The organism is Fulvivirga sedimenti, assembly GCF_020328055.1.
The window spans coordinates 1-26,352 of record NZ_JAIXNE010000004.1; the positions used below are offsets into that span (position 1 = coordinate 1).

25 protein-coding genes are annotated in these 26,352 nt (G+C 42.2%); 8 read left to right on the plus strand and 17 right to left on the minus strand.

All coding sequences use genetic code 11. From position 1 onward, the window contains the following. Positions 1-1,071 (plus strand): DcaP family trimeric outer membrane transporter (locus tag LDX50_RS17985; protein WP_225698763.1); only part of this gene is annotated, 1,071 nt, incomplete at its 5' end. Here LDX50_RS17985 and greB read toward each other — a convergent pair. From greB to LDX50_RS18015, 6 genes are all read right to left on the minus strand, one after another. After that, positions 1,068-1,388: a transcription elongation factor GreB gene (gene greB, locus LDX50_RS17990; protein WP_225697586.1), complete on the minus strand. Its 321-nt coding sequence runs from the start codon at positions 1,386-1,388 to the stop codon at positions 1,068-1,070. The genes LDX50_RS17985 and greB overlap by 4 nt on opposite strands. 51 nt (positions 1,389-1,439) lie before the next feature. Continuing rightward, complete coding sequence (locus LDX50_RS17995; protein WP_225697587.1) at positions 1,440-2,213, minus strand: DUF6090 family protein; 774 nt, start codon at positions 2,211-2,213, stop codon at positions 1,440-1,442. A 46-nt stretch (positions 2,214-2,259) separates the two neighbouring features. After that, complete coding sequence (locus tag LDX50_RS18000) at positions 2,260-2,739, minus strand: hypothetical protein (RefSeq protein ID WP_225697588.1); 480 nt, start codon at positions 2,737-2,739, stop codon at positions 2,260-2,262. Positions 2,740-2,917: 178 nt separating this feature from the next. Further along, entirely contained in the window at positions 2,918-3,172 is a 255-nt protein-coding gene (locus LDX50_RS18005; RefSeq protein ID WP_225697589.1) for an FUSC family protein, read from the minus strand. Between the two features lie 99 nt (positions 3,173-3,271). Beyond that, positions 3,272-3,979 carry a LytR/AlgR family response regulator transcription factor gene (locus LDX50_RS18010; RefSeq protein WP_225697590.1) on the minus strand — a complete coding sequence of 236 codons (708 nt, stop codon included), beginning with the start codon at positions 3,977-3,979 and terminating at the stop codon, positions 3,272-3,274. Then, positions 3,976-4,791 carry a sensor histidine kinase gene (locus LDX50_RS18015; protein WP_225697591.1) on the minus strand — a complete coding sequence of 272 codons (816 nt, stop codon included), beginning with the start codon at positions 4,789-4,791 and terminating at the stop codon, positions 3,976-3,978. Before LDX50_RS18015 ends, LDX50_RS18010 begins: the two co-directional genes overlap by 4 nt. 223 nt (positions 4,792-5,014) lie before the next feature. On the opposite strand from LDX50_RS18015, the gene LDX50_RS18020 reads away from it, so the two are divergent. Further along, positions 5,015-5,698, plus strand: coding sequence for a CPBP family intramembrane glutamic endopeptidase (locus LDX50_RS18020; protein WP_225697592.1), 684 nt, complete (start codon positions 5,015-5,017; stop codon positions 5,696-5,698). Between the two features lie 14 nt (positions 5,699-5,712). Here LDX50_RS18020 and LDX50_RS18025 read toward each other — a convergent pair whose 3' ends face one another. Together LDX50_RS18025 and LDX50_RS18030 are read right to left on the minus strand one after the other, a co-directional pair. Continuing rightward, entirely contained in the window at positions 5,713-6,939 is a 1,227-nt protein-coding gene (locus LDX50_RS18025) for a hypothetical protein (RefSeq protein ID WP_225697593.1), read from the minus strand. Positions 6,940-7,054: 115 nt separating this feature from the next. Further along, the gene (locus LDX50_RS18030; RefSeq protein ID WP_225697594.1) at positions 7,055-7,546 is read right to left on the minus strand and encodes a helix-turn-helix domain-containing protein; all 492 of its coding nucleotides are present in this window, start codon (positions 7,544-7,546) and stop codon (positions 7,055-7,057) included. Positions 7,547-8,503: 957 nt separating this feature from the next. On the opposite strand from LDX50_RS18030, the gene LDX50_RS18035 reads away from it, so the two are divergent. Further along, the gene (locus LDX50_RS18035) at positions 8,504-9,868 is read left to right on the plus strand and encodes a hypothetical protein (RefSeq protein WP_225697595.1); all 1,365 of its coding nucleotides are present in this window, start codon (positions 8,504-8,506) and stop codon (positions 9,866-9,868) included. A gap of 118 nt (positions 9,869-9,986) precedes the next feature. Here the strand turns inward: LDX50_RS18035 and LDX50_RS18040 are convergent, their stop codons facing one another. The 3 genes from LDX50_RS18040 to LDX50_RS18050 all read right to left on the minus strand — a co-directional run bounded on the left by LDX50_RS18040 (position 9,987) and on the right by LDX50_RS18050 (position 14,244). Continuing rightward, positions 9,987-10,880, minus strand: coding sequence for a cytochrome c4 (locus LDX50_RS18040; RefSeq protein WP_225697596.1), 894 nt, complete (start codon positions 10,878-10,880; stop codon positions 9,987-9,989). Between the two features lie 193 nt (positions 10,881-11,073). After that, a complete protein-coding gene (locus LDX50_RS18045) occupies positions 11,074-13,203 on the minus strand; it encodes a prolyl oligopeptidase family serine peptidase (RefSeq protein ID WP_225697597.1) in 2,130 nt (709 codons plus the stop codon). A gap of 312 nt (positions 13,204-13,515) precedes the next feature. After that, positions 13,516-14,244, minus strand: coding sequence for a DUF6090 family protein (locus LDX50_RS18050; RefSeq protein WP_225697598.1), 729 nt, complete (start codon positions 14,242-14,244; stop codon positions 13,516-13,518). 521 nt (positions 14,245-14,765) lie between these two features. Here LDX50_RS18050 and LDX50_RS18055 point away from each other — a divergent pair. After that, positions 14,766-15,395: a hypothetical protein gene (locus tag LDX50_RS18055; protein WP_225697599.1), complete on the plus strand. Its 630-nt coding sequence runs from the start codon at positions 14,766-14,768 to the stop codon at positions 15,393-15,395. A 196-nt stretch (positions 15,396-15,591) separates the two neighbouring features. Beyond that, positions 15,592-16,398 (plus strand): TolB family protein, encoded by an 807-nt coding sequence (locus LDX50_RS18060; RefSeq protein ID WP_225697600.1) that lies wholly within the window; start codon positions 15,592-15,594, stop codon positions 16,396-16,398. A 46-nt stretch (positions 16,399-16,444) separates the two neighbouring features. Here LDX50_RS18060 and madM read toward each other — a convergent pair whose 3' ends face one another. The 4 genes from madM to LDX50_RS18080 all read right to left on the minus strand — a co-directional run bounded on the left by madM (position 16,445) and on the right by LDX50_RS18080 (position 19,743). Continuing rightward, positions 16,445-17,194 (minus strand): malonate transporter subunit MadM, encoded by a 750-nt coding sequence (gene madM, locus LDX50_RS18065; protein WP_338029998.1) that lies wholly within the window; start codon positions 17,192-17,194, stop codon positions 16,445-16,447. Next, the gene (madL, locus tag LDX50_RS18070) at positions 17,191-17,559 is read right to left on the minus strand and encodes a malonate transporter subunit MadL (protein WP_225697601.1); all 369 of its coding nucleotides are present in this window, start codon (positions 17,557-17,559) and stop codon (positions 17,191-17,193) included. The genes madM and madL overlap by 4 nt, the downstream gene beginning before the upstream one ends. Next, a complete protein-coding gene (locus LDX50_RS18075) occupies positions 17,556-19,052 on the minus strand; it encodes an acyl-CoA synthetase (protein ID WP_225697602.1) in 1,497 nt (498 codons plus the stop codon). Before LDX50_RS18075 ends, madL begins: the two co-directional genes overlap by 4 nt. A gap of 283 nt (positions 19,053-19,335) precedes the next feature. Continuing rightward, complete coding sequence (locus LDX50_RS18080) at positions 19,336-19,743, minus strand: hypothetical protein (protein WP_225697603.1); 408 nt, start codon at positions 19,741-19,743, stop codon at positions 19,336-19,338. Between the two features lie 194 nt (positions 19,744-19,937). On the opposite strand from LDX50_RS18080, the gene LDX50_RS31035 reads away from it, so the two are divergent. The 3 genes from LDX50_RS31035 (at position 19,938) to LDX50_RS18095 (ending at position 22,929) form a co-directional block, all read left to right on the plus strand. Continuing rightward, positions 19,938-21,014, plus strand: a complete 1,077-nt coding sequence (locus tag LDX50_RS31035; RefSeq protein WP_225697604.1) for an adenylate/guanylate cyclase domain-containing protein — start codon at positions 19,938-19,940, stop codon at positions 21,012-21,014. A 78-nt stretch (positions 21,015-21,092) separates the two neighbouring features. Continuing rightward, positions 21,093-21,848 carry a DUF6090 family protein gene (locus LDX50_RS18090; protein ID WP_225697605.1) on the plus strand — a complete coding sequence of 252 codons (756 nt, stop codon included), beginning with the start codon at positions 21,093-21,095 and terminating at the stop codon, positions 21,846-21,848. 34 nt (positions 21,849-21,882) lie between these two features. Continuing rightward, the gene (locus tag LDX50_RS18095; RefSeq protein WP_225697606.1) at positions 21,883-22,929 is read left to right on the plus strand and encodes a hypothetical protein; all 1,047 of its coding nucleotides are present in this window, start codon (positions 21,883-21,885) and stop codon (positions 22,927-22,929) included. 403 nt (positions 22,930-23,332) lie between these two features. On the opposite strand, the gene LDX50_RS18100 is transcribed toward LDX50_RS18095, so the two are convergent. After that, positions 23,333-23,602 (minus strand): hypothetical protein, encoded by a 270-nt coding sequence (locus tag LDX50_RS18100; protein ID WP_225697607.1) that lies wholly within the window; start codon positions 23,600-23,602, stop codon positions 23,333-23,335. A gap of 285 nt (positions 23,603-23,887) precedes the next feature. Then, the gene (katG, locus tag LDX50_RS18105) at positions 23,888-26,134 is read right to left on the minus strand and encodes a catalase/peroxidase HPI (RefSeq protein ID WP_255647346.1); all 2,247 of its coding nucleotides are present in this window, start codon (positions 26,132-26,134) and stop codon (positions 23,888-23,890) included. Positions 26,135-26,352 lie beyond the last annotated feature (218 nt).

Here is a 26,352-nt window from a genome sequence, read left to right on the forward strand (position 1 = left end):
AAAGCCCGGATGGCTATAGGTGGCTATGTGAAATTGGATTACATCCAGGATTTTGATGGCGGATACGACCGGTTTCAATATGAAATACAAAATGCACCTGTAGCAGGAGATGGCCGCCCCGCGCAAAGCGGCTACATGAATATGCATGCCCGCGAATCGAGGTTCAATTTTGATATTCGAAGCATAAATGAGGCCGGACGTCCCTATCAGATATTTATTGAATTAGACTTTTACAACCTCGATCGCGGGGCCTTTAACCAAGCACCAAGACTCCGCCATGCATACGGTGTAATGGGCCGATTACTTGTTGGTAGAACCTGGGGTACGCAATCAGATTTGTTTGCCGTACCAGCTACTATTGATTTTGCTGCAGGTGATGCATTAACCGGAACGCGAAGAGCTCAAGTACGTTGGGAAGACAAACTTGGAAGCAAGTTTATGTATGCGCTGGCCTTAGAAATGCTTGAGTATCCGGGTATTGACGCCAGGGATACTATTGGCCAAGCTAGCCAGCAACTCCCTCTTTTGACTGGCCGAATTACAAAAAAAACAGCTGCAGGTGGACGGTTGTTTTTAGGAGCATCGGTTTTTCAACTCCGATGGGATGGTTTGGGTGCAATGCCCAATTCCAGAGCACTAGGTTGGGGCTTTAGCTTTAGCGGGCGTGAATACTTTGGTGCAAAAAAGCATTGGTTCCGTTGGATGGCTAGCTATGGACACGGATGGGGTAGCCAAATAGTGGCTACAATTGGCACACAAGCTTCTGCCATTGTAACGCCGGAAGGCACATTAGAAACGATGCCTGCATGGAATTTAGGAGGTGGATTTGCGTTTCGTTTGTCAAACACCCTTGTTACCAATATCAATTCAAACTGGTATTCTATTGATCCTTCAGAATACAAAGAAGGGTATGATATGAAAGCCGGATTATCGGGCCACGCTAATTTGATTTGGTCTCCATTAAAGAGCTTGAACACCGGAGTAGAATTCATGATGGTACAGCGCACGAATGTAAATGATACGCAAGGTACTGGCAGACGATTGCAGTTTATGGTTAAGTACTTGTTTTAAATAAACAACATGCGGTTCTTAAGGCCCTTATCATTTTCAATTTCCACCCAAGCGCCAAACATGACCTTGCCTTCCTGGTGCGGATGGTATTCCACGACCTTAAAGTCATCGATGCATTTACGCAGATACAGAATTCGCCGGTCAATTTCACGGAGGCGTTTTTTATTGTAGTGGTAATCGGCATTTTCGGAACGGTCACCCAGGCTGGCTGCCCGGGAAACCTTTTTGGTGGTTTCAACGCGCTCTACTTTCCAGAGATGGTTTAATTCATCTTTCAGCTTTTGCATCCCTTCCGGGGTGATCATGGGTGTTCTCATATCTGTTTATCCGGCTAAAAAATCTTTGTATTACTTTAGCCACTCATTTGTTTAGTCATTAATCCCATTGATGGTATATTCTTTAATCTCTTCTCTCAAATGATCATTCAATTTCTTGTACATTTCAAGATTACTAAAGATAAAATTACTCTGTTTAAGAAAGTTAGTCAGAATATCAATTGCCCATTTTGATTGAATCAATTTCGCGTACTCCGACTTATACTGATCATTAGTCAACGTCCAATTTGGGATAGAATTATCCCTCTTCAGCCTGATTAGTCCGTCATTTGAATGGTACAATTCAGTCTGGCTATAATCAATTGATTCAGAAATATTTCCATATATCTCTGTGGACCAGGTCAGGTAGGGGCTTTCATAATATTTAATTATTTCATTGATAAGATCTTTGTCTTTGATTTTGTTAATATAACCTCCGCTTATCATCGAAAGGTAAGTACTCCTTTTGCTTGAAAATTTTTTGTATTCAAGGGTTGAATTGAATAGTTCTCCTAACGCATGATTTGATAGCTGGACAGACGTGTCATTATATTCAAGTAATCGTTGAATAGCATTGGTTTTATCGGCATAGAATGCATACAAGGTATCCATACGTTCCGAGTCCTGATTCAATTCGGCATAAAGGCCATTCAAATCGTTTAATACTTCAGCATTTTCATCAGTTTCTGTCTTCCAGCTGTTCAGCTGTATTGCAATTAATATCCCGATTACCACGAGAATTATTTCTCCGGAGGCATACAGTAGGTACTTGCCAATTTTGTTTTCAGAGGACAGGTTGTGCCTTATTTTCCTGAATATATTTATCATTGATTGAGGGTAGGATAAACTGTTATTAAATGAAGCCTAGAAATTGTTAGTCTAATTTTATCTTATTTTTAATTCTATCCAATAGACTATATTTCCTTTTTGAAAAATCTTCAGCACGGTCAAGCCACTTTTCGGCTTTTGCTCTTAATTCCCAATCTTCCTTAGTTGAGACCCATATCTCCACACCATTAAATTTCTCATTAAATGGGTCAAAAACTATTATTTCATATTTGCCAGTAGACCTTGGAAGAAGTTCGTATGTCTTGATAGGGACAGTATCAAAGTTGTCTTTTCCAAGCTTAGAGTTTTTTCTGTAAACAGTTAACAGCAGATCATTTAAGGTGGAATTACTTTTGTTTATCACCTCGATAATCATTCTATTACAACGAGGAATCAAACCAAATTTCTCATCAGAATTTGGAAGAGGAACTAATTTTTTATCATAGGAGATAAGTCGAACAGATACAAGCATGAGAAAGTTTGTCAGTTCATCAATTCTATCAGATTTGATTAGTTCTAGATTCATATTCTAATTAAGCCCAGCTAGTTCTATCTACCAAAAAAAATCCAAATATCCCGAAATGTGTGTCAGTCGCGATTCAAAAGCTCAGACCACCAATTTCTTTGTCTCACATAAAATCGGTAGTCATGTTAAGTTTGAAGGACTTTCTTGTAATGCCAGGATTGATATAGCCTGAAGTTTATTAAAGTTGTCGCAGGTTACGTTCCTTTAACTCTTTCTGCAGCGCCTCGTATTGCCCGGGTTTTTTCAGAAGTCTGTAAATCACAAACAACGGGATTAGGGTCACAAGACCCCAGGTGCTCGCAGCTACGCTATAAATAATGATTCCGATTAAAAACCCAATAAAGAAGGCATCAATTATGGGTGATGGTTTGTTCTTCTTCGCTACTTCCAGCAGTTCTGTGTCGGTCAACTGAGAGAGTTCTTTTTGGTTCATGCGCGTAAATTGATTTTAAATGTAACATGAATTACCTGTTGAAGGTTTTAAAGATCCACTCCATGGAATCAACATCTCATTCTTATCATGATTTTTGGATCAGCTTCCACTTAATATCCGATTTACATTTAATTTGAAAGATTTACCGATGGGCACTTCATAATTCCTGATCATTATTCTGTTGCCCTCAATAGAATTAATCTGACTTTTTGATACAATAAAGGATTTATGAACCTGGAAAAAATTGTCGGACGGAAGTGTCTTGATGACGTTCGAGATTTTATCCCGAATTACTATTTCACTATCCAGGGTAACCACCTTGCAATAGTTGCCTGTTGATTCAACAAACAAAATAGTCTTCAAATCAACCTGGATGTAGCTTTTATTGGATCGAAGAAATATCCGGTTCTCATCTTCTCTATCATTTGACAGTACCGAACGGCTCATTGCTTTGTTCGCATCAACACTATCTATTTTGTTTATGGCTTTAATAAAGCGTTCAAAAGAAACGGGCTTGAGTAAGTAGTCAACAATATCCAGCTCATAACCCTCGACGGCAAACTCTTTATAGGCAGTTGTAACTATAACCTTTGGTGGTTTGGACAACGTCTTTAAAAAATCAAACCCGGATATTTTGGGCATATTCAAGTCGAGAAAAATCAAATCAACTTGTTCACTTTTTAAGATATTTAAAGCTTCAATGGCATCATAACAGCTTTTTACGAATTGTAAATGCTCCATTTGCTCACAATATCCTTTAATGACGTCGTGAGCGTAGTGTTCATCATCCACTATAATGTATTTCATTTAACCGATATTTCGAGTTTAGAATAGTAGATATCATCTTTAATCTCAGTATCAAATTTACTCCTTTCTGCATAGAGTAATTCAAGTCTTCGTCTCAGATTCGTCAATCCTATTCCGGTCATGTTTTCTTGATTCTTTTCAAAATTGTTCTCAACCTCAAACGTTATTTTATGAGTGTCTGATGTCAACCTTAAATGTATAAATGCATTATGGGTAATGGTTTCTATTCCATGCTTGAAAGCATTCTCAACCAAAATAATGAATAAAAGGGGAGTGACTTTCGCCTGGTCATCTTCCACTTCTACAGTGAACTGCACATCAATTTCCCTGTGATACCGCACCTTATGCAGGTTAATGTAATTATTTATAAAATCAATTTCCTCCTTCAGCGTGACCAGCTCATTTTTACCCTCATAAATACTATACCGCATGATATCCGATAGCTTTAATATTACCTCTTTAGCCAGGAGAGGGTCCTTATCCACCATTGCATAGAGATTATTCAACATGTTAAAGAAGAAATGAGGATTTACTTCAGATTGAAGCAACATTATCTCCGCCTTTTTCTTTTCATGCCGCATGGCCAGTAGATCTTTCATTTGCCCGATGAACCAATAAATAACCAGCGATATCAATGTGAAAAACAGAATGATATAATACAGAATGAGTATTGTACCCACTGACGTATCGAAGGTAAATGTCACTGAATCTTCACCAGTATAGATCAGGTAAATAATGATGATACCTCCTGGAATTATCAATGAAACAAGCACTATGGAATAAAGCGCCCTTTGCAGGATTTTTGATGGCATGCTCATGGTTCAAAGGTAACCTTCATTTTATTCCAAGTAAAGAAACTTGATAAACAGCTTTCAGTAGGTGACAAACAGTCTGATTCGTGTGAAGAACGAACTTCATAACGGTTATGATGCCCTTTTTTAGGTGCAAAGGGTCGTTCATCCCAACTTTTTTATGAACAACGGATTGCTTGATACATTCGCCTGCAAATCAGGAAGAATAAAATTATCCGGTGACATGAAAGCTAAATTATTTACCTTTTTATCCAAACCCTACTCGGTTTTAATAGTCATACTTATTGCCATTTTGCTATCGCTTTCAGATAGAAATTTTGGGTACTTTTTTGGGTTGGGAGTGGTCTTATTCATTGCCTGGCAAAAGAAGTGGGATTGGTCCTATTTCGGAATAGGGCAAAAAATAACTCTTCAGACGATTATTACCAGTGTTTGGATATCCATCGTCTATTTTTTTGTGACGGGAGTCATTGATGGTGTCCTTCAGCATCACCTGGGTGACAACGATTTAAGTTCACTGGATGACTTACGGGGAGATTTTGGCAACTACTTACTTATGATGATTATCATGTGGGTGTTCGCAGCGATGGGAGAGGAGCTTCTGTTTCACGGATATTATATGAAGCGTTTAGCCAAATTAATGGGGGGTTCAAATAAAGCATGGGGGATATCAGGTGTAATTATTGCGGTCTATTTTGGCCTGTCCCATGGTTACCAGGGGTTATCCGGCATTATTGGAATAACTATAGGATCACTGTTTTTTGCTTTTTTGTTTTATAAAAACAGAACCAACTTACTGTTGCTTGTATTCATCCATGGGATCTACGACTCAATTTGGCTCACACTAATCTATTTGAATGAAGATATGCGGGTATCCGGTTGGTTCGAAGGGTTGATATATAAATAATCAACAACCAATTTTCATAGCTTTATTTCCGAATCAGATGTGTCGTAATGAACAACCTGTACTTCACCATCATCCCGATATTTATAAACTGAATAAGCATGACCATTATCTTTACGGTTGATCAACTTATCTGACGTTGAGAGATAGCTTATTTTTGAAATTCTTCCCTGATCATCATACTCATATCGAACACCGTGATAACCTCTCGTTTCATGCAGGCAGGGGTTGCCTGCTACATCAAAATACCTCAGGCTTTTCCTTTTGTTGCCTTGCTCATCCCATGTCAGAGATAGTTTGTGATAACCTGCATTACTGTGTATATCCGGATTTCCTTCCGCGTCATAAAAAGTACGCTCCTGGATATTCCCGAACTGATCAAATTTTGTTTTGCTCTTGATTATGCCATAATGGCTGGCAATAGATTGACTTTTTTCGTCCTGATGTTCAAGAGCTACTTCGTACCCGTATTCATTAAATTCCTGTTTACCTATCGCCACATTTGGACCGTTCCCTTTTTCCAGTTCATTCCTGTTGTTGAGGACGTTCCATTCCAGAAAATTACCCTGGGAATTGGTGGTTATTCTGTCTTGTGAGGCCCCGGAGCTATTTTCCACCAGATTTCCATTCTCATCTATATTTTGCATTAATGCAATGTGCCCGGATGGGTTGAAGTATAATCTCAGGCGGTGAAATTCAAAACCCGGGCGAATCGTAACGCGATTACCTTTCTCGTCGTATCGATCTTCGATAACGCTTCCATCATCAAGGTATTCCCATTGATACTCATAGATTCCCCAGCTATTTGTTAATCGCTGATGATCTTTATTAAGAAAATAAAGTCTGTTTCTGAAACCCAAATCATTATAGGTATACATAAAAAGAGTACAGTTGCCAAGTACTTCAACTGGTTCGCCTTGTGTATTAAAGAAAGAAATAGTCTCCGATTTCTCTCCATAATCGAATTTCATAAAATGCGCAAGCGTAAACAAACTGGCCGTATGATTGGGGTTTCTGGGTGTATTCCCGTTAAAGAATGAAACAGATACCAATTGGTGCTTTTCGTTATATAAAAAGCGGTAATGGTTTCGATTCATCGCCTCTTCTTTATTCAAAGGGACACTTCCTTTTATGGGGGATAATGGTGTTTCTACAAATTCAACGGTTGAATAGTAGAAGACATGCTGGTCATTACTCTTTTCCTGAGCAATACAGCCGGTATAAACTCCAGGGAAAAAGCTCATTAAAAGGAGCCATAATACACATCCTGATTTCATCTTTGTAATATCATTGTTCGATTACAAAAATGTTGTTTTCTCTTCTTTTTAGAGTTGTTTCAGCAGATAATGAAGTTTCAATTTATCCATCAGAACTTTTTTTACTGACTTGAATAAATTGTTTTGGGGTGAGGCCTGTTTCTTTTTTGAAAGCTCTGAAAAAAGTTGATTTTGACTTAAATCCGCATAGTTCTGAAATGGCTTCAATAGTTAAGTGCTTATTTTCAGGGGATCGGAGTTGGCGCTTTGCTTCCTCAACTCTGAATTGATTGATGTAATCATTAAATCGTATACCTAAGCCATGATTAATGGTTTGCGAGATATAGCCCGGGTTGGAGTTTAGTTCATTAGAAAGGAGTTTCAAATTAAAGTCAAATTGCTTGTATAATTGCTTCTCCCGGATGACTCTGGAAATTTCTGTAATCATTTCATCATAACTGTTCTTATTTAAAGAACTGGAAGCATATTTTGCTGGAGGCAAAAACGCAACACCACTATTAACAAGAAGGGCAATTAGAGAAAGCAGAGCAATTACCACCGAAAGAAAAGAGATATCCACGGGCCACTCAATCATGGACCAACCGGATGTAATTTCGAGCTTTTTGTAAAGAAGGTTTGATGACAGATTAAATAAGAAAAAAAACGAGATCACGGTAAGCAGGATGTACAATAGTATCTTTTTAGACGTACTGTGGTTAGCTCGTGTGAAACGAAAAAACTCAAAGGAGATCAAGCTGACAAACACTAGTGGAATAATTGTTCCCTTGAATAAGGTTTGCCAATTCTTCCAATAGTTAAAAGATCCTGGTCTGGTATCCTGGTAAAATAAATCCAGATTTACGAGTTTCTGGTCAGTACTTAAGCTTAGTGAATGAAAATAATTGATAAAGATGAAAGCGATTATTGTACCTATTAATATCCAATGTTTGACTCTTAGTCGAAAGTTGGATCTGGTAATAGAAAGTACGAAGAACAAAAAGACAGGATAAACCAGAAGATTAAAGAACCTGCCACTTATGTATAAGGCAGGGAAACTGTAGATCAACTTGCTATGGATAAGTGTTTTATAAAACAACTCATAGGAAAGTAAAAACAACAAAAAATAGAGAAATAAATACCCGCCATCATTAAAACCCTTTCTCAGAATAAAGAATAATGATAAAAAGCTTCCAATACCAAAAAGGCTAAACCCCAGTACAGTAAAATAATCCAATTTTAATGGCTTTTATATTTTGGTGTCGAGATATGTACGAGTGAAATGACGGGATCAAAATCCGACGGTAAATATATCGGTGCTCAGACAAATCGTTAAAATCTAAGATAGTACAAATTTTAAATTGTGATAGTTTTGGGTTTTAAACTGTGCGCTACCATATTGATTGTCCCGATTTAAAACAATCATTGTCTTTGATTTTCATGTAAAATGTATACTGGTTTCAAACAATATCTGGTCAAACACATTATTAAGGTTGATAAACTGCATAGAACTTCGATACTAAGTATGCGATTAACACGAGTTGCCCCTAATCAAATGAGAAAAATACTGCTTGTATTAATTCCGATCTTCTTTTCCCTGGCTAATCCTGCAATTAGTCAGGCAATTGATAATAACAATGTTCGCAAAAAACTGCGGGTGTTTATCGACGGTTGTGACCGGTGGGATGGAGGTTGTGATATGGATTTTATCAGAACGGAAATTACAGCGGTTGACTTCTACCGGGATAATGAATCAGCTGATGTTTTTGTGCTGATTAACAATAACGAATCTGGTGGTGGCGGAAGACAATATCAACTTTTGTTTATAGGTCAGCAAAACATCCATGCGGGAAGAAACGATACCGTGTATGTAAATAACAAACAGACGGATACCGACTTCGAAGTGCGGGCAAAACTTACCCGGTTTATCAAATTGGGTTTAGCTCCGTACGTTGCAAAAACCACAGCAGGGGAGGACATCGATATCAATATGAAGACTGACTCTCGCTTTACGGAAGACATACGAGAGGAAACCGTTGATCCCTGGAATTATTGGGTTTTTAATGTGGGAACCGATGCGAACTTTGAATTAGAGGAATTGAGCAGGGACATTAATTTAGGTGGAGAAATCAATATTAACCGTATTACGGATGAATGGAAAGTTAACCTATCGGTGAGAGTAGATGAAAGGCTGAGAAAAACGATTCAAAGAGAGCCAAGAGTTGATGAAAATGGCGATCCGGTTCTTGATGAAAATGGAAACCAGATCATTGATGATGTTGAGAATAATTTTGATGTATCAGAATTTGGATTTGGTCACCAGCTGGTGAAGTCTATTTCACCCCAATGGTCTTACGGATATGATTTGGAAGGTCTCCAGAATACCCGTTTTAATTATAAGTTTCAGACCAGATTCAGACCCGCTGTAGAGTATAATTTTTTTCCGGAATCAGAGCAGAATTCCAGGTTTCTGAGAGTGAATTATGGGATTGAAGTAAGGAATAACAGATATGTGGAAGAAACGATTAACGGTGTCACTGAAGAAACCAGGGTTCTGCATAGTCTGAGAGCCAGTCTCGGACTAAATAAACGTTGGGGCAACCTTGAAATAGGATATCGTTTGAGAAATTATCTGGATGATTTTAGCTCCTGGACCACAGGTTTGAATGTTAGAGCAGATGTCCGTGTCACCGGGAATTTTTCTTTCTTTATGAGGGTAGAAGGTAACTACGTAAAGGACCAGATTTACCTGGCAGCAGGAGATTTCACCGAACAGGATATTCTGAGTGGCAGGGTAACCCTGCCTTCAGCATATACTATTGATTCCAGGTTTGGGTTCAATTACCGATTTGGTTCTAATCTCAATAACTTCGTGAACAGGCGATTTTTTGGAAGGGCCAATTTTGTTGGGAATGATTAGTACGGCAATTAGGGTATTATTCGGTCCATCCTGAATCACATTTCACAAAGCAGGTATCGCCATTGGTCGCGAGCGTTTTTAATCAATCGAATTTATTGAAGGGTCTTCATTAATGGGACTATTTTTCTTCAATCAATTGTTTTGTGTAAGCAATGACGTTTTCAATCTCGTTATTGGTTAGGTAAACAGATGCATGTCCGGTACCGAATGGTGATTGAATGGTATCTCCCTGAATTGTTATACCTTGTTTAAGAAGTAGCTTGTAACTACTTAAATCATAGCTAATGGCGTTTTTAATATCTCCAGAGTCTTCTCCAACGCCATCTAATGCCGCCCCATGGCAAGATGAACACATGGTCTGTGCAATCAATCTTCCTTTTAACAAATCCTGCCCAAGATCAGGCAATGTATGACTCCTGTAGTACAGTACTTCATCTTCTGAAGTATGATAATAAGGCTTTCCTTCATTATCGGTTCTCCAATAATTTGCTGGCAACCTGGCCGAAACGGAATCTTTATACCCTTCAGGTGGGATAGGTGTAGGGTTTCCTTTCTCGGGAATTGTTCTTAAATAAGCAATCAATGCATCCATGTCTTTTTCACTCAAAAATTGAGATGTTTTTGAAGGCATCAGGAATAAATCACGTGAAGGATGAGTGCCATCTCGCAATAATTCTTCGAGTTGATCATCACGCAGTTTAGGTAATGTAAGTGATATGTTGCTAGCCCATAGACCATCGAGTATTGGGATAAAGTCACCGAAATTCACGCCAGTATAATCAGACAAATGGCAATTATTGCAGGCAAACAAATTTGCCAGGCGCTTACCATGTAAAATTTTCTCTTGATTAGTTGTATACTCTGACCCGTCAAAACTTACAGGAGAAATGTATATGTCCGTGGTGTCCTCATTGTTTTTCTTCTCCTTTGTACTTTCAGCACATGAAGAAAAAATGAGGTTTGCTATTAGAAGTAATATGCAAACAGTGATTTGATTCGTGGTAGCATTCATCAAGAACAGATCAGACCTGGCTTTGCCCCAGGACCGTTTTTAGGATTGAATACTGTCAATAAACGAAAAAATACGCAATGAGAAAAATGGTGAACTTTACAAGGAAACGTTCGTGCTAAGTATATGTTTTTGCGGTGATCCAAAGATCTGCCCGGCGTTCCTCTACGCCTTTTAACAAGACACCTGCAAACATCTACTCAGACGGCACGGCCAGGTGGCGGTCAAAGTATTCGATTATCTTGCCAAACAGGTAGCGATTGTAGTTCTGCTCACCGCTCCATCCATGCGTCGCACCCGGTGCAAATGCAAAGTCGAAATCCTTTCCCTGGTTAATCAGTTCTTCAGCTAACACGGCCGTTGTCTTGAAAGGTACCACCTGGTCCTGGATGCCGTGGATGAACAGGAGTTTATCCTCCAGATTCGCTGCGTATTTGAGCGCTTTTCTTTCGAAGACCTCCGGGTGTGTCTGTGGGCGACGAACAATCGCGACGTCGTCCGTGCCAAAGAACATCGGGTCAACAGCCGCCGCTGCAGCAACACCCACCTGGAATAAGCCCGGCTTCATCAAAAGTGAATAAACAGAGAGTGTGCCGCCATAACTGCTGCCCCAGATACCGATGCGATCGGGATCTACATAATCCAGTGACTCCATGTAGGCAACGGCGCTTGCATAATCTTCAATGTCCTGGTCGGCAAAGCCCAGCAGGAACTCTTCACGGAATGCACGGCCATAACCGTTGCTGCCACGTGAATCCACCTGCACGATAATATATCCCTTCTTAGCCAACAGATGCTGTACGAGGCTGTAGTTACCGGCCCAGCGGTTCCTTGCTGTATTCGAATACACGGGTCCAAACAGCACCGGGTACTTCTTGCCGGGCTGCATGTTGGCAGGTTTCAGAATCCGGGCGTGCAGTGTGTAGTCGTCGACAAGGCTGGGGAAACTAACGTATTCCGCAGTCGCCCAGGTTCGCTCCGTGAAGGCTGGCAACGGCGAGTGGGTTACTCGTGTAGGGTCACCACCCTCGCTGCTTACCACGTAAAGTTCGGGAGGGGATGTGTCGTTGCTGTGCATGAACACCAGGTGCCGGCCATCCGGTGAGGGGTAGCCATCGTTCCGGCCCGAAAGGCGTGTCACCTGTTCGGGATCGCCACCGGACATATTCAGGCGATACACGTGTTGTTCGTACGGATTAACGCCGTTGCCTTCGTAAAACAGAGCATCACCAGCAATACTTGGGGCGGACAGTACATCGTAGGACGGATCTGTCAGGAGCTGCGGACGATCCCTGGACGGTGAGGCATCGATGGTATAAAGGCCGTAGCGATCACCCATATCACTTAAGAAAACAACATTCTTTCCATCCGGATGCCAGGCAGATCCAAATGATGTGTACATGCGGCTCTCTCGAACACCTTGCCAAATCTCGCGCGGTTGGCTTTCTCCGGGTGCAACGACGAACAGCTTACGTTCAACCGCCGTGTCGGATGCGATATCAACCAGCAGAGCACCGCCAGGTGACCAGTTGAAGTCGATGACCTGGTTGGCGTGCGGGTCTGGCAAATCGAGGTATATAATGTTACCGCTTTCTACATCGAGCAGGCCAACCCTGCGAATCTCGTTTGGATCACCCGGGTAACCCCGGCGTACCTCGTTGGGATTGGTTTCGGCACCGAGGTAATCCGGGAACGGCACCTTTCGCATCTCGCGTCGGTCAACGGCGTGAAACGCGATGGTCCTGCCATCCGGGGACCACTTGTATGTTGGCCCACTCCAGATGCCCGGACCGATTTCACGTTCCGGACGGCTGTAGCGCCCTTTCTTTACGCTTGAGAGACTGGCGATGCCGATTTCGGTGAGCTGACGATTCTGTTTGGAAGGGAAGTCAGCAAGCCACAGGTCACCGTTCCGTATATACGCTGCCTGGTTGCCGCTAGGCGATATCGTCAGGTTATGTGCACCTGCCTCTACGGGCATAAACTGGAGGTCTTCTCCCTGGCTGAGCGATGTCTGCCATAACAGGTTGTTAGCTCGCAGGCTGACAATGGTGTTCGGGTCGGTCCAGACAATTTCGCGCACCGGCGCGGCTGCCGTATTGGAAATGTGGCGCACTTGCTTCCCATCGCTTGTGGATACCCAGAGGCCGCGCCCGGGATTTCCTGGTTCACTCCAGGAAAAGGCGAAGTGCTCGCTGTCCGGTGCCCACACAGGCCGCGACGGGGTTGTTCCCGTTAGTTTAGGCGTTGCAAACAGGTCATCAAGGGTGAGCTCAGCTTCCTGTGCTGTGACTGTTGCGGGCATCGCCATCAGTAAGCCTGCCACTATCCATGTTTGCCAAAAAGGGATGTGTTGCATGTGTTTGCTTTAGTAACTGTCTTGTAAAATAATCTTATACTCCCCAAATTATATATTGCAGATAGCCAGTTGATTGAAATCCATCCACGCATAAACTAATATACAGATTTTAAATTGTGATGATTGCGGCCGCTATCTCACAATTTAAAATCATACTTGAATTCTGAATATATGAAGAAGAAGGAATGATTTAGGCAAGAATTTCCTGAATTAGATTTGGCAGGAGGGGAGTGGTAATCCCGGAGTCCGTTGCCACTTAAAGTTCAGATTCACATTAGATCAATGGGAATCCAGCTTTTTCTTAACTTCTTTTCTTAAAATTTCAGCCTTGTGTTTCAATTGTTTCCAGGAACCTATTTGGGATTGTAAGGAAGCCATACGACTAAACATGGAACCCATAAATTCCTGGTCTTTAATTAGAGTTTCCAGGTCCAATTCAGGCAATGGTAATGAGATATTATAGCGTTCAAAGCTTTCAGAGGTTGCTATCACCTTCGCATACATCTCCGGTCTTGTAATTTGATGATTATTGACGAATGCACTTTGTTCAATGATAAATTTATTGTTCTCAATTTCCTTGTAGTATTTAAAAATAAGACCGCGCAAGGTATCTGATTTTATCAATTTCATTGTACCTGTGGATAATGCCTCATTGAAGGTGCCATCATTGGCTTGAAAATGGTAGTCCTTTATAAAGGATTCCATTTCCGTGATAAATTCAATTTTATCACCACTTAAAGCGGTCATAATTTGTGTGGTAGTTTCCACTGAATCAATCAATTCATTCAGTTGTTCTATGTCACTTTTTAAATCATATTCTAATAAATTGTATAGAATCCTTTTTTCTTCCAGGTTATTTTTCCGGTGCTCAACTGTAGTATTCAATTGGAAAGCCAGAAAAATTCCTATCATAACCAATAGCACTTCACCTAATGCATAAATCAGATATTTGCTGAATTTATTTTCTGATACTAATTGCTGTCTGATTTTTTTGAAGAATTTTATCATTGTATCGATGGTTAGTAGAGATGAAGGCTATTGTATCTGAACAGGAACCAAGGTTACCTGAATTCTGTAGTTCATAGCTTTACCCAGGATGATTTGAGAGTAGCCAGTGCTCAGAGGAATCATCAAAACCTAAGATAGTACAAATTTTAATTTGTGATGATTGCGGGTTTTAAAATGCTGAGTCACGCCGGATATAAAATGCAATCACCTTAACATAAAACCGATCCGTTATCACACTGAAGTGATGATAACTGGTTTTATGTTAAATACTCACGGTGTTCGTATTGCGGTGACCACGTGGTGTTGTTATATAATTTATATTATGTTAAATAGAAATATTGAATACCTCCCTACTTATGCTCATCGCTCTTGATTACAACTTAAAAGTGAAGTTTGCTCGAAGTAGATTTTTCAAGTAAATTAAATTCTTCACCTCTGGTCAGAAAGTATCGGATATTATCAATTGATATCAGAATTCAATGATGAAAGGACACAATTCAAAATTCTTGTATTATACTGGAGTGGCATCCATTTTATTTGTTATCCTGGCTTTTGGAATCGTCGCATTGGTACAGCCTGTAAGACTGGAGCGATACTATAAGCCCTATGTAATTATACATATAATATCGACACTGGGTTGGCTAATTCTATTTACCTGGCAGTCAAGGCTAATTCTGAAGAACAAATTAAACCGGCATAAGCAAAATGTGAAGATTGCTCATGTCCTGGTCATAGTTGCCACCATTGTTGGAATTTACATAACATACCTGTGGGGAGACCCCGGGAGATTAATCGGTGAGTCCAGGGACGTTCTGGTCTTTGCCGGCTTGTATTTTGCGAGTATCGTGCTCGTAAATAAAGGAAAAACCCAGGCACATAAACGACTGATGCTGGTAGCTCTGGTAAACCTCGTCTCTCCTGCCTGGTCCAGGGTTGGATCTATTTTTGATTGGTCAACACCTGTAGTGGTTCTCGCTATGATTCTAACGTGGATTATTATTCCGCTGGCGTACGACATTTTTACAATTCGAAAGATTCATCGGGCAACTATAGCAGGTATACTAGTGACGATGATATCATTTGCCCTGATGATTGCAATTGTAATCTCACCCTGGTTTGATAAGATTGATGCTTTTCTCTATCCAAAATGACAAAACATTAGGTCTGCTCATATCCTTAACCCAATTATATTCGGAGTTTGTTGAAACTGTAATAATCAAGTAAACTTGTCACTCCATTACCTCTTCTAATCCGTTGCCAGTATTCGTATAAATGAATAGATGCAGTTTCACCTTTCTTTTATTGCTATTCCTGTTTAGCTGTAATCCTGAAAAAGGACATCACTCTATGAATCTTTTAAACCTGGAATTGCCGGGCACTGTACCTGTGGCATTTATGCCGGATTTAGTACCCGATGGTCAAATCATTCATAAAGGCATATTGAGTCCGGACATGAAGGAATACTACTACACGATTTCCGACCCAAGCTTTGAAAATTTTGACGTGTACGTAATTCGGAAAGAAAATGAACAATGGACCGAGCCAATAACCGCATTTTTCAACAGCGAATTTGATGAACATGGCATCAGCTTTTCCCCGGATGGCAACACCCTCTATTTCAGTTCAACCCGACCTGTGTATATTGTGGATGTTCAACCGACATGGCACATTTGGAAGTCAGATAAGGTGGACGGTTCATGGACTGACCCTGTTTTTGTGGATATTCCAAATATGAGGGATAAATTGGTATCCCATCCTGTAATTACGAATTCCGGAACCCTGTATTTTCATTCCAGTAATCTGGATTACAGTGATATGGACTTATATCATTCGAAACAGGTTGACGGCAAGTTCCGGAACGCCGAAAAACTGTCAATATCGCTGAATGCCGATAAATGTACCCCCTACGTATCACCCGATGAGAAATTCCTGGTTTTTGCAACCATCGGGGAACAGCTTGAATTATATGTGAGTTTCAACGACGGACAAGGGAACTGGACAAGAACGAAAAGATTAAATGATCGAATCAATGCTTCGGGCCAGGGAAATCCCTACGTCACCCCGGATAATCAGCTTCTCTTTTTTACAACGGACCAGGATGGAAAATGGCAGGTTAAATGGGTTAATATCGGGTCTGAATTGAATTCAGATTAATGCCTCCAGCAATTTATTATGGCCATTTCCTGTTAATTCTCCGGAATTACCCCAGTACGGCCAGTACCAGCAGGTAAAATACGCTCGGACAAAGCAAAACCCCCACTCCTGTATAGAATGTCGAAGTCATGGCTCCATATGGGACGAGCTTCGGATCTGTCGCAGCAAGTCCGGCTGCCACACCACTCGTGGTTCCGATCATTCCTCCGAAAATCATAGCTGTCGTGGGATTATCCAAACTCATGCGCTTGGCTACTATGGGGGTAATAATGGTCACAAAAACCGTTTTCATCACTCCTGCGGCAATGCTGATCGCGATCAGTTCTGAAGAAGCGCCAATGGCAGCCCCGGTGATCGGCCCGACAATATACGTGCATGCACCGGCGCCGATGGTTGTAAAGCTCACGGCATCGGTATAACCCATGGCATAGCCAATCGATCCGCCAATAAAAAAGGTGATGGTCACCCCTATCAACAATGATAATACACCTGCGAGACCGGTTGCACGGAGCTCTGAAAAGTGTACGCCCATGGCAGTTGAGACGATGGTAAAGTCCCTGAACATAGACCCTCCCAGTATTGCAAGGCCCGTAAATGCCGGATAGCTGGCAACCCCCTTATTCCCACCAAAATATGCCAGGACCAACGCGGCGAAAATGGCAATAGCCACCCCCGGGATTTTGTTGAATACCACTTTCTTTGAAAACCAGTTGGCTAAAAACAGGGCTACGCCCATAAATAAGAAAGCCAGGACGAGTCCATTTTTAGCAAGAAATTGTTCCAGGATCTCCATCATTGGTTGGTTTTAGCGCTGGCCATCCTGGAAATAAACGGGACAAAGAAATAGCATGCCGAGGTTGCAATAATTCCCGCAAGTACCGCGACCCACCCTCCTGACACCGCTGCCCTGACATTCAGGGTCGCTGCCATGGCAATCACCACCGGAATGTACATGGCGCTCCAAAAGTAAATTCCGTCTTTTGTGTCTTTCACTTTCGGCATGGAGTCCTTCATCCTGCCATTCATGAATATCAACAGCAACATTCCAAAACCCACACCTCCCACGTTGCCGCCGATTCCCAGCCAATAGCCTAAATATAGTCCGACAAGCTGTCCGATGAGGTAACACGCTGCTAATATGGCCACACCATAGATTCTCATTCGTTCATACGATTCGTAAATAGTTCTTTCAGTTCCTTTTTGGTCACTTTACCCATAGCATTTCTGGGGAGATCTTCCAGGAAGATGTACTTCCGGGGGATTTTATACGGAGGTAATTTGGTCCGGATCCACTGATCAATTTCATCCGCGGGAAGTTCGCTTCCCTCACCTGCCAGGACTACGGCTGCACATACCAGCTCACCCCACTCGTCATCAGCAACACCCACCACACCACAGTCCTTAATTTCCTCTCGAAGGCGTAAAATCTCTTCTATTTCCAATGCTGAAATTTTATAACCACCTGACTTAATTATATCCACGGAGCTTCGGCCAATTATTTTATAACTACCTGTATCATAGATTGCTATATCACCTGTCTTAAACCAACCATCCATAGTAAATGCATCTGCTGTTTCCTTCGGCCGCTCCCAATATTCCACAAACACATTCGCCCCTTTCACCAGGATTTCTCCGGGGTCACCCTCCGGCACTTCTTCAAAGTCGCCATCCACCAGTTTAACCGATACACCCGGCAATGGTTGACCGATATGCCCCGGTCTTCTTTCGCCATGATACGGATTACTGATGGCCATTCCAATCTCGGTCATACCGTATCGTTCCAGCAGTGTATGTCCGCTTATCTCTTTCCATTTTTCCATCACCGAAACAGGCAGCGCGGCAGAACCGGAAACCATCAGTCTCAGTTTGCTGAGATGCTGGTACAGGTCGGACCTCTCTCCGGCCGGCAATGTTTCCCAATAGGCGATGAGTTTATGATAGATGGTTGGGACGGCCATAAAAAGTGTCACATCCCCCCTGTTGAGCACGTCAAAAACGGATTTCGCATCAAATTTTGGAAGGAATTCGCAAGTGGCCCCGGCCCATAATGCACAGCTCAGCACATTGATGATACCATGAACATGATGCATGGGCAGGATATTCAGGATATGGTCTTCCCTACTCCATTCCCATGCGTCTGCAAGGCTTGTGATCTGGGCCTCGATAGTTGCATGCGTGCTTACCACTCCCTTTGGCGATCCGGTTGTGCCACTCGTATAAAGGATCATCGCCCGTCGGTTCGAATCAATTTCCGGCAGGATCCCATCGTCAGCCGGAAATTCATCATTGGCAATTAACCGGATACTGCTGGAACCGGTATACTTTTCAAATTCTGCCAGGTATTCCTTTTCTACCACGAGGTATTCAGCCTTTGTGTCCTCCAGGATATATTGTATGGCATCAGGCGGACTGCCATGATACAATGGAACGGCAATGCCACCGGCACGCCATATACCCCATTGAATCTTCACGTAATCAAAGCCTGGCTTGATCATAAAAGCCACTCTTGCCTCATGGAGATCTGTTTTTTCGTCTAACAGTTGACGGGCTGCGGCGTGGGAAGAACTCAGCAACTCCTTGTAGGTATAGGACTTCCCATTTGCAATAATTGCTGTTCTTTCCGGGGTGGAAAAAGCCCGATGAATAATGTTCATAAGTAAAACATGATAGTACGGAATTTCAAGATAAAAATTCCTGCAACAAAAGTCCGTATTATCCAGCCTGAATAAAGATCAAATTATTTCGGAGCCTTCCTGAACACTACAGACGGTCAGGCCTCCCGGGGCAATCTGCAGTTTATGTCAATTCCAGGGAAATTCTCCACACCTGCAATCATTCTTAGGTTTAGTTAGGATTGAAGAAATCAAATATTTGCTTTTAAACAATAAAGCCAATCCGACGGATTGGCTTTATTAAATGTTTAATAGGAAACTTTTCTTATGCACCAGGGTTTATTGAGAAACTCCCGTCACCGACAAAATCAGTTAATGTGATGGTTATTGTCCAGTCACCTGGTGTTCCTTCGGTTGAAACTCCATATTTTGAATCATCCCCTACACCCCTTGTAAGAGTATAGTCTGAAACCACATTCCCATCAGCATCTTCCATAACGAGTCTGAAAGAACCACCCTTTGCAGCTGTTATATCCATATTATACTCAGCACGCGCCTGTGGATTATTCCAGGAATAGCTTCTTATAATACTTCCGCCATCACCTGTTACATCACCTCCGAGATCACTTTGAACTTCATTTATTGAAACATTTGCAGTCGGTTCGTCATCGTTACAAGACGAAACAAAAGCCAAAAGTGACAAACACATAAAAATTAAACGTAATCGTTTCATAACTAAATAAATAATTGATTTTTTACAGGCATATATACCGTTGCACATTTATCAGTAACCCCTAAGCAAAGATTTTTTAGCATTAGCCGGGTATTGAGTGTGCTACAATTCATGGTTGTTTCCCAATCACTCTATAGCCACTCACACGTAATTTTATTAAATTGTCTGCATGCCAATTGCTATACATTAACGCTGTGAAGTCTCCAAATAACAGGCTGAAATTTCAGCTCCAACAGGTACTCCTGATCACCCTTTTCTGGATGATCATTTCTGCATTTGAATTCCTGATTCAGTATTCGGTTATTATTTTCCTGGATTTGAATTTCAGCAGCGAGATGGCCGTCCCCTACCTGTTGATAAATATTGTTGTCGGAATGGTTGCCGGACTTATCGGTGGAAGTATTCTCGTCTTTGTCTGGAACCGATGGCTCCGGTCTATCAGCTATGGCCGTGCACTAGTGAGTATTTTTATTACCTTTTCATTGATCTATTTATGTGTTTACCTGATCATTAATGCGATCTCCATTCAATTCAGCATCTTTCCTCCCGCCCCGGATCTGACCGTTACCCGTCATGCCTGGCCCATCCTGATCCAGTATGTGAATTGGCTTGTGATCGGTCTTGGCACATTATTTTTTCTTCAGGTCAATGACAAATACGGGCCCGGGGTACTGAGTAAATTTCTCATGGGCAAATACTTCCATCCCAGGCCGGAAGAACGGATCTTCATGTTCCTTGATCTGAAATCATCAACCACGATTGCTGAAAAACTGGGTAATGAACAGTATTTCCAGTTCCTCAAGGACGCCTTCACTGCCATAACCCCATCCATACTCAAACACAATGGAGAAATTTACCAGTATGTGGGTGACGAAATAGTGGTTAGCTGGAATATGAATCACCCTAAAAGCTTTCAGAGAGCTATACTGTGTTTTTTTGATATATCCGATTCCATATCCGGGGATGAAAATTTCAAAAAACGTTACCAGGTACAGCCGGAATTTAAAGCAGGAATTCATGGCGGGATAGTCATTGCGGGAGAAATGGGAATTATTAAGCGGGAAATTGCCTATTCAGGAGATGTGCTGAATACAACCTCGCGGATCCAGGAAAGTTGCAAGCAGTTTGATGCTCACCTGCTGATTTCCAACTATATTTATGAAAAGGTGAAACATCTGGATTCGGTGCGATTTGAGCAAATTGGAAGTATTCCTCTCCGTGGTAAGAATAAACCGCTTGAGTTATTCAAGGTTGAAGTGCCTGAATACTAAAATACCCTACGCTGAAAATCGGGGGATCGTTTAAATTATAAATTCACATATTTCTTCATTAATATAAGATTAAACTGAATGCCCAAACTATTTCGACGAGTACGACAGCAGATTTTAAATGCAGGTCTAATAAGAAAACCGACTACCCCCACCGGAAAATATATAGTATATGCTGCAGGAGAAATTTTTCTTGTGGTAGTTGGTATTTTAATTGCTCTCCAGATCAACAACTGGAATGAGAACCGCAAATTGCAGAATGAAGAGCTGAAATTATTGTTCGATATTAAATCGAACCTGGAAACCACGCTCATTAACCTCAAAACTGACACAATCAATAATGCGCGTGATGTACGGCATTATGAAAAAATTGAATACTTTGTAAAAAATGACTTGCCCTACGCTGATGAACTCGACACTGCATTTGGAAGATTTACGTTTTGGAATAGTCCGTACATTACCGCTACTGCGTATAATTCACTTCAATCCAAGGGTCTTGATATTATTAAAAATGAGACACTCAAAAACGATATAGTCAATATGTATGAGGTAAGTTCCAAAGTGCTGACCTATGACTATGATGATACGGAATGGACATTGTCACAAACTGTGGTCCTGCCGTTTTTTTCAAAACATATGAGACGCCTGCATGAGGAATCTCTGTTTCTTTCCAGGCCCAACGACTTTGAAGCACTGAAAAAAAATGATGAATTTTTGAATATATTAAGTATGCTCCTGAGACAGAGAAAACGAGGAATTCAATATTACAAGGGGGCGATAATATCCATTGAAAAACTGATTCATGATATTGAAATGGAGTTGAATAAACGTTCATGAGCATTCAAACCCGGAGACACTGTATTATAATTCTATGCGTATATTCAAAATAGTCATAATCGGTCTCCTGCTCCTGCTGGTGCCGGTTCTGTATATCTTTCTTACCACCGGATTTTTCAGAACCATCGAGAATTACTCCGATCTTGCGGTCCAGGAAACGATGTTCCTTCCGGGATCCGAGGATATGGCCATCAGCAGGTCCGACAGCTTCCTGATCATCTCCGCGACTGACCGCAAATTCTATGATCCCACCGATGGCTTTGTGAACGGGTTATACCTGGTCGACCTGAAGCAGTCTGAATGGAAGCCTGTGCTCCTCTCCTCTTCTTTTCAAGGTGAATTTAACCCGCACGGAATATCCATGATACAGACTGGCGAAACCTACCAGATCGTCGCCATTAATCATACTTCGGAATACCATTCGGTAGAAGTCTTCACCTTCGACGGATCAGTACTGTCGCATGAGGAGACCATAACAGATCCTGCCCTGGTAAGTCCGAATGATCTCGTACTCACAGCCCCCGATAAATTCTACATCACCAACGATCATGGCTATACAAAGGGCTTCATGCGGCTCCTGGAAGACTATGGCGGAATTGCCTTCTCCAATGTCCTGTATTATGATGGCGATTCCTTTACAGAAGCGGCAGAAAACATTGCCTATGCCAATGGGATCAATTATGATCAGGACAGAGCTCTCCTGTATGTCGCTTCACCCAGAAGTTTTACGATTAAGGTTTATCATGAAACGTCAGCTGGATCAATCGATTTTATGGGTAACATAAAGTGCGGTACGGGTGCAGATAATATTGAGCTGGATGAATCCGGTGTCCTTTATACGGCCGGACATCCAAACCTGCTGAAGTTTACTTCCTACGCTACAGGAAAATCGGAATATGCTCCTTCCGAAGTCTTAAAAATCACCTATTCCGATAAGGATGACTATAAGCTTGAAAGGCTTTACCTGGATTCAGGCGAGAAGCTGTCCGCGTCATCCGTTGCCTGTAAGTATGGCGAATTCATCTTCGTAGGAACGGTAATGGACGATGAAGTTCTGATTCTTCAAAGCAAAGGTAACTGATTGTATTTTAGATAATTTGATGGAAATCAATGTTGCTCCCGCCATTCATTCTCACTCTGTCATTAAGCGTTGCGGAATTTTAAAATAGAGCATCAATCTCTCTTAGCTTAATGACATTGGAAGGTGGCTAAAGGGGTGTTTCTCCTCGAGGGGAAGGAAACTGCACAGAACAGATCCCCGCCCGACTCCCACAATGTCTTAGGGACATGCGGGAGTACCGCAGGGATGACGATGGAAGTAGTTCCCGCACTCATTCTCATTCTCACTCTGTCATTAAGCGTTGCAGAATTTTAAAATAGAGCATCAACCTCTCTTAGCTTAATGACATTTAGCCCCTATAATGGGGAAAATAAAGGTGTGCACGGACAACCGCAACAACATGGTATTGGAACAGCGCCGATAACTACTGGAATACCTGCAATGTGGGATCTGCCTTCAATGCGACAGGATAAATGACAGCTATAATACTGTCCTTCTTTTTTAATTCGATCTGGCTTAATTCCGCCTGTATAGCATTTTCCGAGGCTCTTTGGGCATTTTGTTCCGCCATCACGGCATTTTGCTCCGCAAGAATTCGCTGTTCTTTTGCTTTGATTCCCTGCATTACGGCGTAAACGAACATCAGTGTATTGGAAAGCACAAGGATAATAATCAGGATATTTCGAATCTTCATATTGTATTATTTATTAGTAATACAATAATTAGAAAAAAGGTAAACTTTGACAAATAATCTATTCAGGATATCCTTCCTTTTGAGCCACAATTTTACATCAGTTTATAGGTGAGAATATGATTATCGGATCTTCAAAAAAATACAATCCACCCCAAACCCCTTATTGTGGGGAAGAACCTGATTCGGGCGGACAGCCCAAAATCTATTTTATGTTTTCTGATACCAAAAAAGAAAGGCGGCCTGAAATCAGACCGCCCCTACTAACTATTCAAAACCTGAATTGAATTATTTCAGATCGAAACGATCGAGGTTCATTACTTTCGTCCATGCTGCAACGAAATCCTTCAGGAATTTCTCCTGGGAATCTCCACAGCCATAAACCTCTGCCAGTGCACGCAGTTCAGAATTCGATCCAAAAATCAGATCCACGCGTGTTCCGGTCCATTTCACATTTCCTGTCTTGCGATCACGTCCTTCAAAAACTTCCTGTGAATCGGATGTGGCTTCCCATTTGGTGCCCATATCCAGTAAATTCACAAAGAAATCATTGGTCAGTGCTTCCGGATGATCGGTAAATACACCGTGCTTCGACTTATCATAGTTGGTGTTCAGTACTCGCATACCACCTACCAATACTGTCATTTCCGGTGGAGTCAACGTCATCAACTGCGACTTGTCGACCAACATCTCTTCTGTAGAAGCCGAGATTCTGGCGTCATTGGCTTTGTAGTTTCTGAATCCATCAGCGGTTGGTTCAAGAACTGCAAATGCTTCTGCATCTGTCTGCTCTTCCAGCGCATCCGCACGTCCCGGAGTGAACGGAACGGAAATGTTATGTCCGGCATTCTTAGCCGCTTTTTCAATTCCCGCACAACCGGCAAGAACGATCAGGTCTGCCAGGGAAACCATTTTATTTCCTGACTGCGCGTCATTGAATGCTCCCTGAATGCCTTCCAGCACATCAAGTACTTTAGACAGTTGAGCAGGATTATTCACTTCCCAGTTTTTCTGAGGTGCGAATCGGATACGTGCACCATTGGCACCGCCACGCTTATCTGATCCACGGAATGTAGATGCTGAAGCCCATGCGGTAGAAACAAGTTCTGAAACGCTTAATCCCGATGCGAGGATCTTGTCTTTCAATCCGGCAATATCCTGATCATTGATCAATTCGTGCGTTACTTCAGGAATCGGATCCTGCCAGATCAAATCCTCCGCAGGTACTTCCGGTCCGAGGTAGCGCGACTTCGGTCCCATGTCACGGTGTGTCAGCTTGAACCACGCACGTGCAAATGCATCAGCGAACTCATCAGGGTTCTCATAGAAACGACGTGAGATCTTTTCGTATTCAGGATCTACGCGAAGCGCAAGGTCTGTAGTAAGCATGAATGGCGCATGGCTCTTATTTGGATCATGCGCATCAGGCACTGTTCCTTCACCAGCACCGTCTTTTGGCTTCCACTGGAAAGCACCAGCCGGGCTTTTGGTCAGTTCCCATTCGAAACCGAACAGGTTCTCGAAATAGTTGTTGCTCCACTTGGTAGGTGTGGTAGTCCAGGCACCTTCCAATCCACTGGTGATGGTGTCACCCGCGTTTCCTGTTCCGAAGTTATTCTTCCAGCCCAGTCCCTGCATTTCAATACCTGCTCCTTCTGGCTCTGCTTCCACATACTTAGAAGGATCAGCAGCGCCGTGTGTTTTTCCAAATGTATGTCCGCCCGCGATCAACGCCACAGTCTCTTCGTCATTCATCGCCATACGGCCGAATGTTTCACGGATGTCTTTTGCAGCAGCCATCGGATCAGGCTTACCGTTAGGTCCTTCAGGGTTCACATAGATCAGACCCATCTGCACTGCTCCAAGCGGATTCTCCAGCTCACGATCTCCTGTGTAACGCTTGTCTCCAAGCCATTCACCTTCTGCTCCCCAATAGATATCCTCTTCAGGCTCCCATACATCGGCTCTTCCGCCACCGAAACCAAACGTCTCAAATCCCATTGATTCCAACGCACAGTTACCGGCGAGGATCATCAGGTCTGCCCATGATAGTTTCCTTCCATATTTTTGCTTGATTGGCCAAAGCAACAGTCGCGCCTTATCCAGGTTTGCATTGTCAGGCCAGCTGTTGAGGGGCGCAAAACGCTGTGTTCCTGCACCTCCGCCACCACGACCGTCGGCAATACGATAGGTTCCTGCACTGTGCCATGCCATCCGGATAAAGAACGGTCCGTAATGCCCGTAATCTGCAGGCCACCAATCCTGAGAATTGGTCATCACTTCGTAAAGATCTTTCTTTACGGCTGCCAGATCGAGCGTTTTAAATTCCGCTTCGTAATCAAAATCCTCTCCCATCGGGTCCGACAGGTTTGAGTGCTGACGGAGGATATGCAGATTTAACTGATTTGGCCACCAGTCACGGTTCGAAGTACCAGTCCCTGCTGTGTACTTCAGCGGTCCGCCCATGAACGGGCATTTGCTTGAATCGTTCACATTGAAGCTAGTGTCACTTGCTGATGTGTGGTTATGTTCCATTTTACTTTATTGATTTAGATTGTTTGAGTTCAAAATTGCGATAATCTTTATTTATAAATATTATCCATGTATCAGATTAACTTATAACTAAGGGTAATGTTCAGACTCATATAATTTACGGAAAATAAGCCCTAATTAAAAGCTAAATGAACATTGAGAATGGTAGCTCCTGAGAATAATTACTGTCACCGCACCGTATGGTTTCAGGAAAATGCAGG

What these genes read in the sequence shown, in the direction of transcription:
- LDX50_RS18030 (WP_225697594.1), bottom strand. Translation starts at nt 7,546, where the DNA reads ATGATTGAGTGGCCCGTGGATATCTCTTTTCTTTCGGTGGTAATTGCT.
- madM (WP_338029998.1), bottom strand. Translation starts at nt 17,194, where the DNA reads ATGATGGAGATCCTGGAACAATTTCTTGCTAAAAATGGACTCGTCCTG.
- LDX50_RS18090 (WP_225697605.1), top strand. Translation starts at nt 21,093, where the DNA reads ATGCCCAAACTATTTCGACGAGTACGACAGCAGATTTTAAATGCAGGT.
- LDX50_RS18000 (WP_225697588.1), bottom strand. Translation starts at nt 2,739, where the DNA reads ATGAATCTAGAACTAATCAAATCTGATAGAATTGATGAACTGACAAAC.
- LDX50_RS18060 (WP_225697600.1), top strand. Translation starts at nt 15,592, where the DNA reads ATGAATCTTTTAAACCTGGAATTGCCGGGCACTGTACCTGTGGCATTT.
- madL (WP_225697601.1), bottom strand. Translation starts at nt 17,559, where the DNA reads ATGAGAATCTATGGTGTGGCCATATTAGCAGCGTGTTACCTCATCGGA.
- LDX50_RS18020 (WP_225697592.1), top strand. Translation starts at nt 5,015, where the DNA reads ATGAAAGCTAAATTATTTACCTTTTTATCCAAACCCTACTCGGTTTTA.
- katG (WP_255647346.1), bottom strand. Translation starts at nt 26,134, where the DNA reads ATGGAACATAACCACACATCAGCAAGTGACACTAGCTTCAATGTGAAC.
- LDX50_RS18050 (WP_225697598.1), bottom strand. Translation starts at nt 14,244, where the DNA reads ATGATAAAATTCTTCAAAAAAATCAGACAGCAATTAGTATCAGAAAAT.
- LDX50_RS18015 (WP_225697591.1), bottom strand. Translation starts at nt 4,791, where the DNA reads ATGCCATCAAAAATCCTGCAAAGGGCGCTTTATTCCATAGTGCTTGTT.
- LDX50_RS18095 (WP_225697606.1), top strand. Translation starts at nt 21,883, where the DNA reads ATGCGTATATTCAAAATAGTCATAATCGGTCTCCTGCTCCTGCTGGTG.
- LDX50_RS18025 (WP_225697593.1), bottom strand. Translation starts at nt 6,939, where the DNA reads ATGAGCTTTTTCCCTGGAGTTTATACCGGCTGTATTGCTCAGGAAAAG.
- LDX50_RS18080 (WP_225697603.1), bottom strand. Translation starts at nt 19,743, where the DNA reads ATGAAACGATTACGTTTAATTTTTATGTGTTTGTCACTTTTGGCTTTT.
- LDX50_RS18005 (WP_225697589.1), bottom strand. Translation starts at nt 3,172, where the DNA reads ATGAACCAAAAAGAACTCTCTCAGTTGACCGACACAGAACTGCTGGAA.
- LDX50_RS18040 (WP_225697596.1), bottom strand. Translation starts at nt 10,880, where the DNA reads ATGAATGCTACCACGAATCAAATCACTGTTTGCATATTACTTCTAATA.
- LDX50_RS18075 (WP_225697602.1), bottom strand. Translation starts at nt 19,052, where the DNA reads ATGAACATTATTCATCGGGCTTTTTCCACCCCGGAAAGAACAGCAATT.
- greB (WP_225697586.1), bottom strand. Translation starts at nt 1,388, where the DNA reads ATGAGAACACCCATGATCACCCCGGAAGGGATGCAAAAGCTGAAAGAT.
- LDX50_RS18100 (WP_225697607.1), bottom strand. Translation starts at nt 23,602, where the DNA reads ATGAAGATTCGAAATATCCTGATTATTATCCTTGTGCTTTCCAATACA.
- LDX50_RS18010 (WP_225697590.1), bottom strand. Translation starts at nt 3,979, where the DNA reads ATGAAATACATTATAGTGGATGATGAACACTACGCTCACGACGTCATT.
- LDX50_RS18035 (WP_225697595.1), top strand. Translation starts at nt 8,504, where the DNA reads ATGAGAAAAATACTGCTTGTATTAATTCCGATCTTCTTTTCCCTGGCT.
- LDX50_RS17995 (WP_225697587.1), bottom strand. Translation starts at nt 2,213, where the DNA reads ATGATAAATATATTCAGGAAAATAAGGCACAACCTGTCCTCTGAAAAC.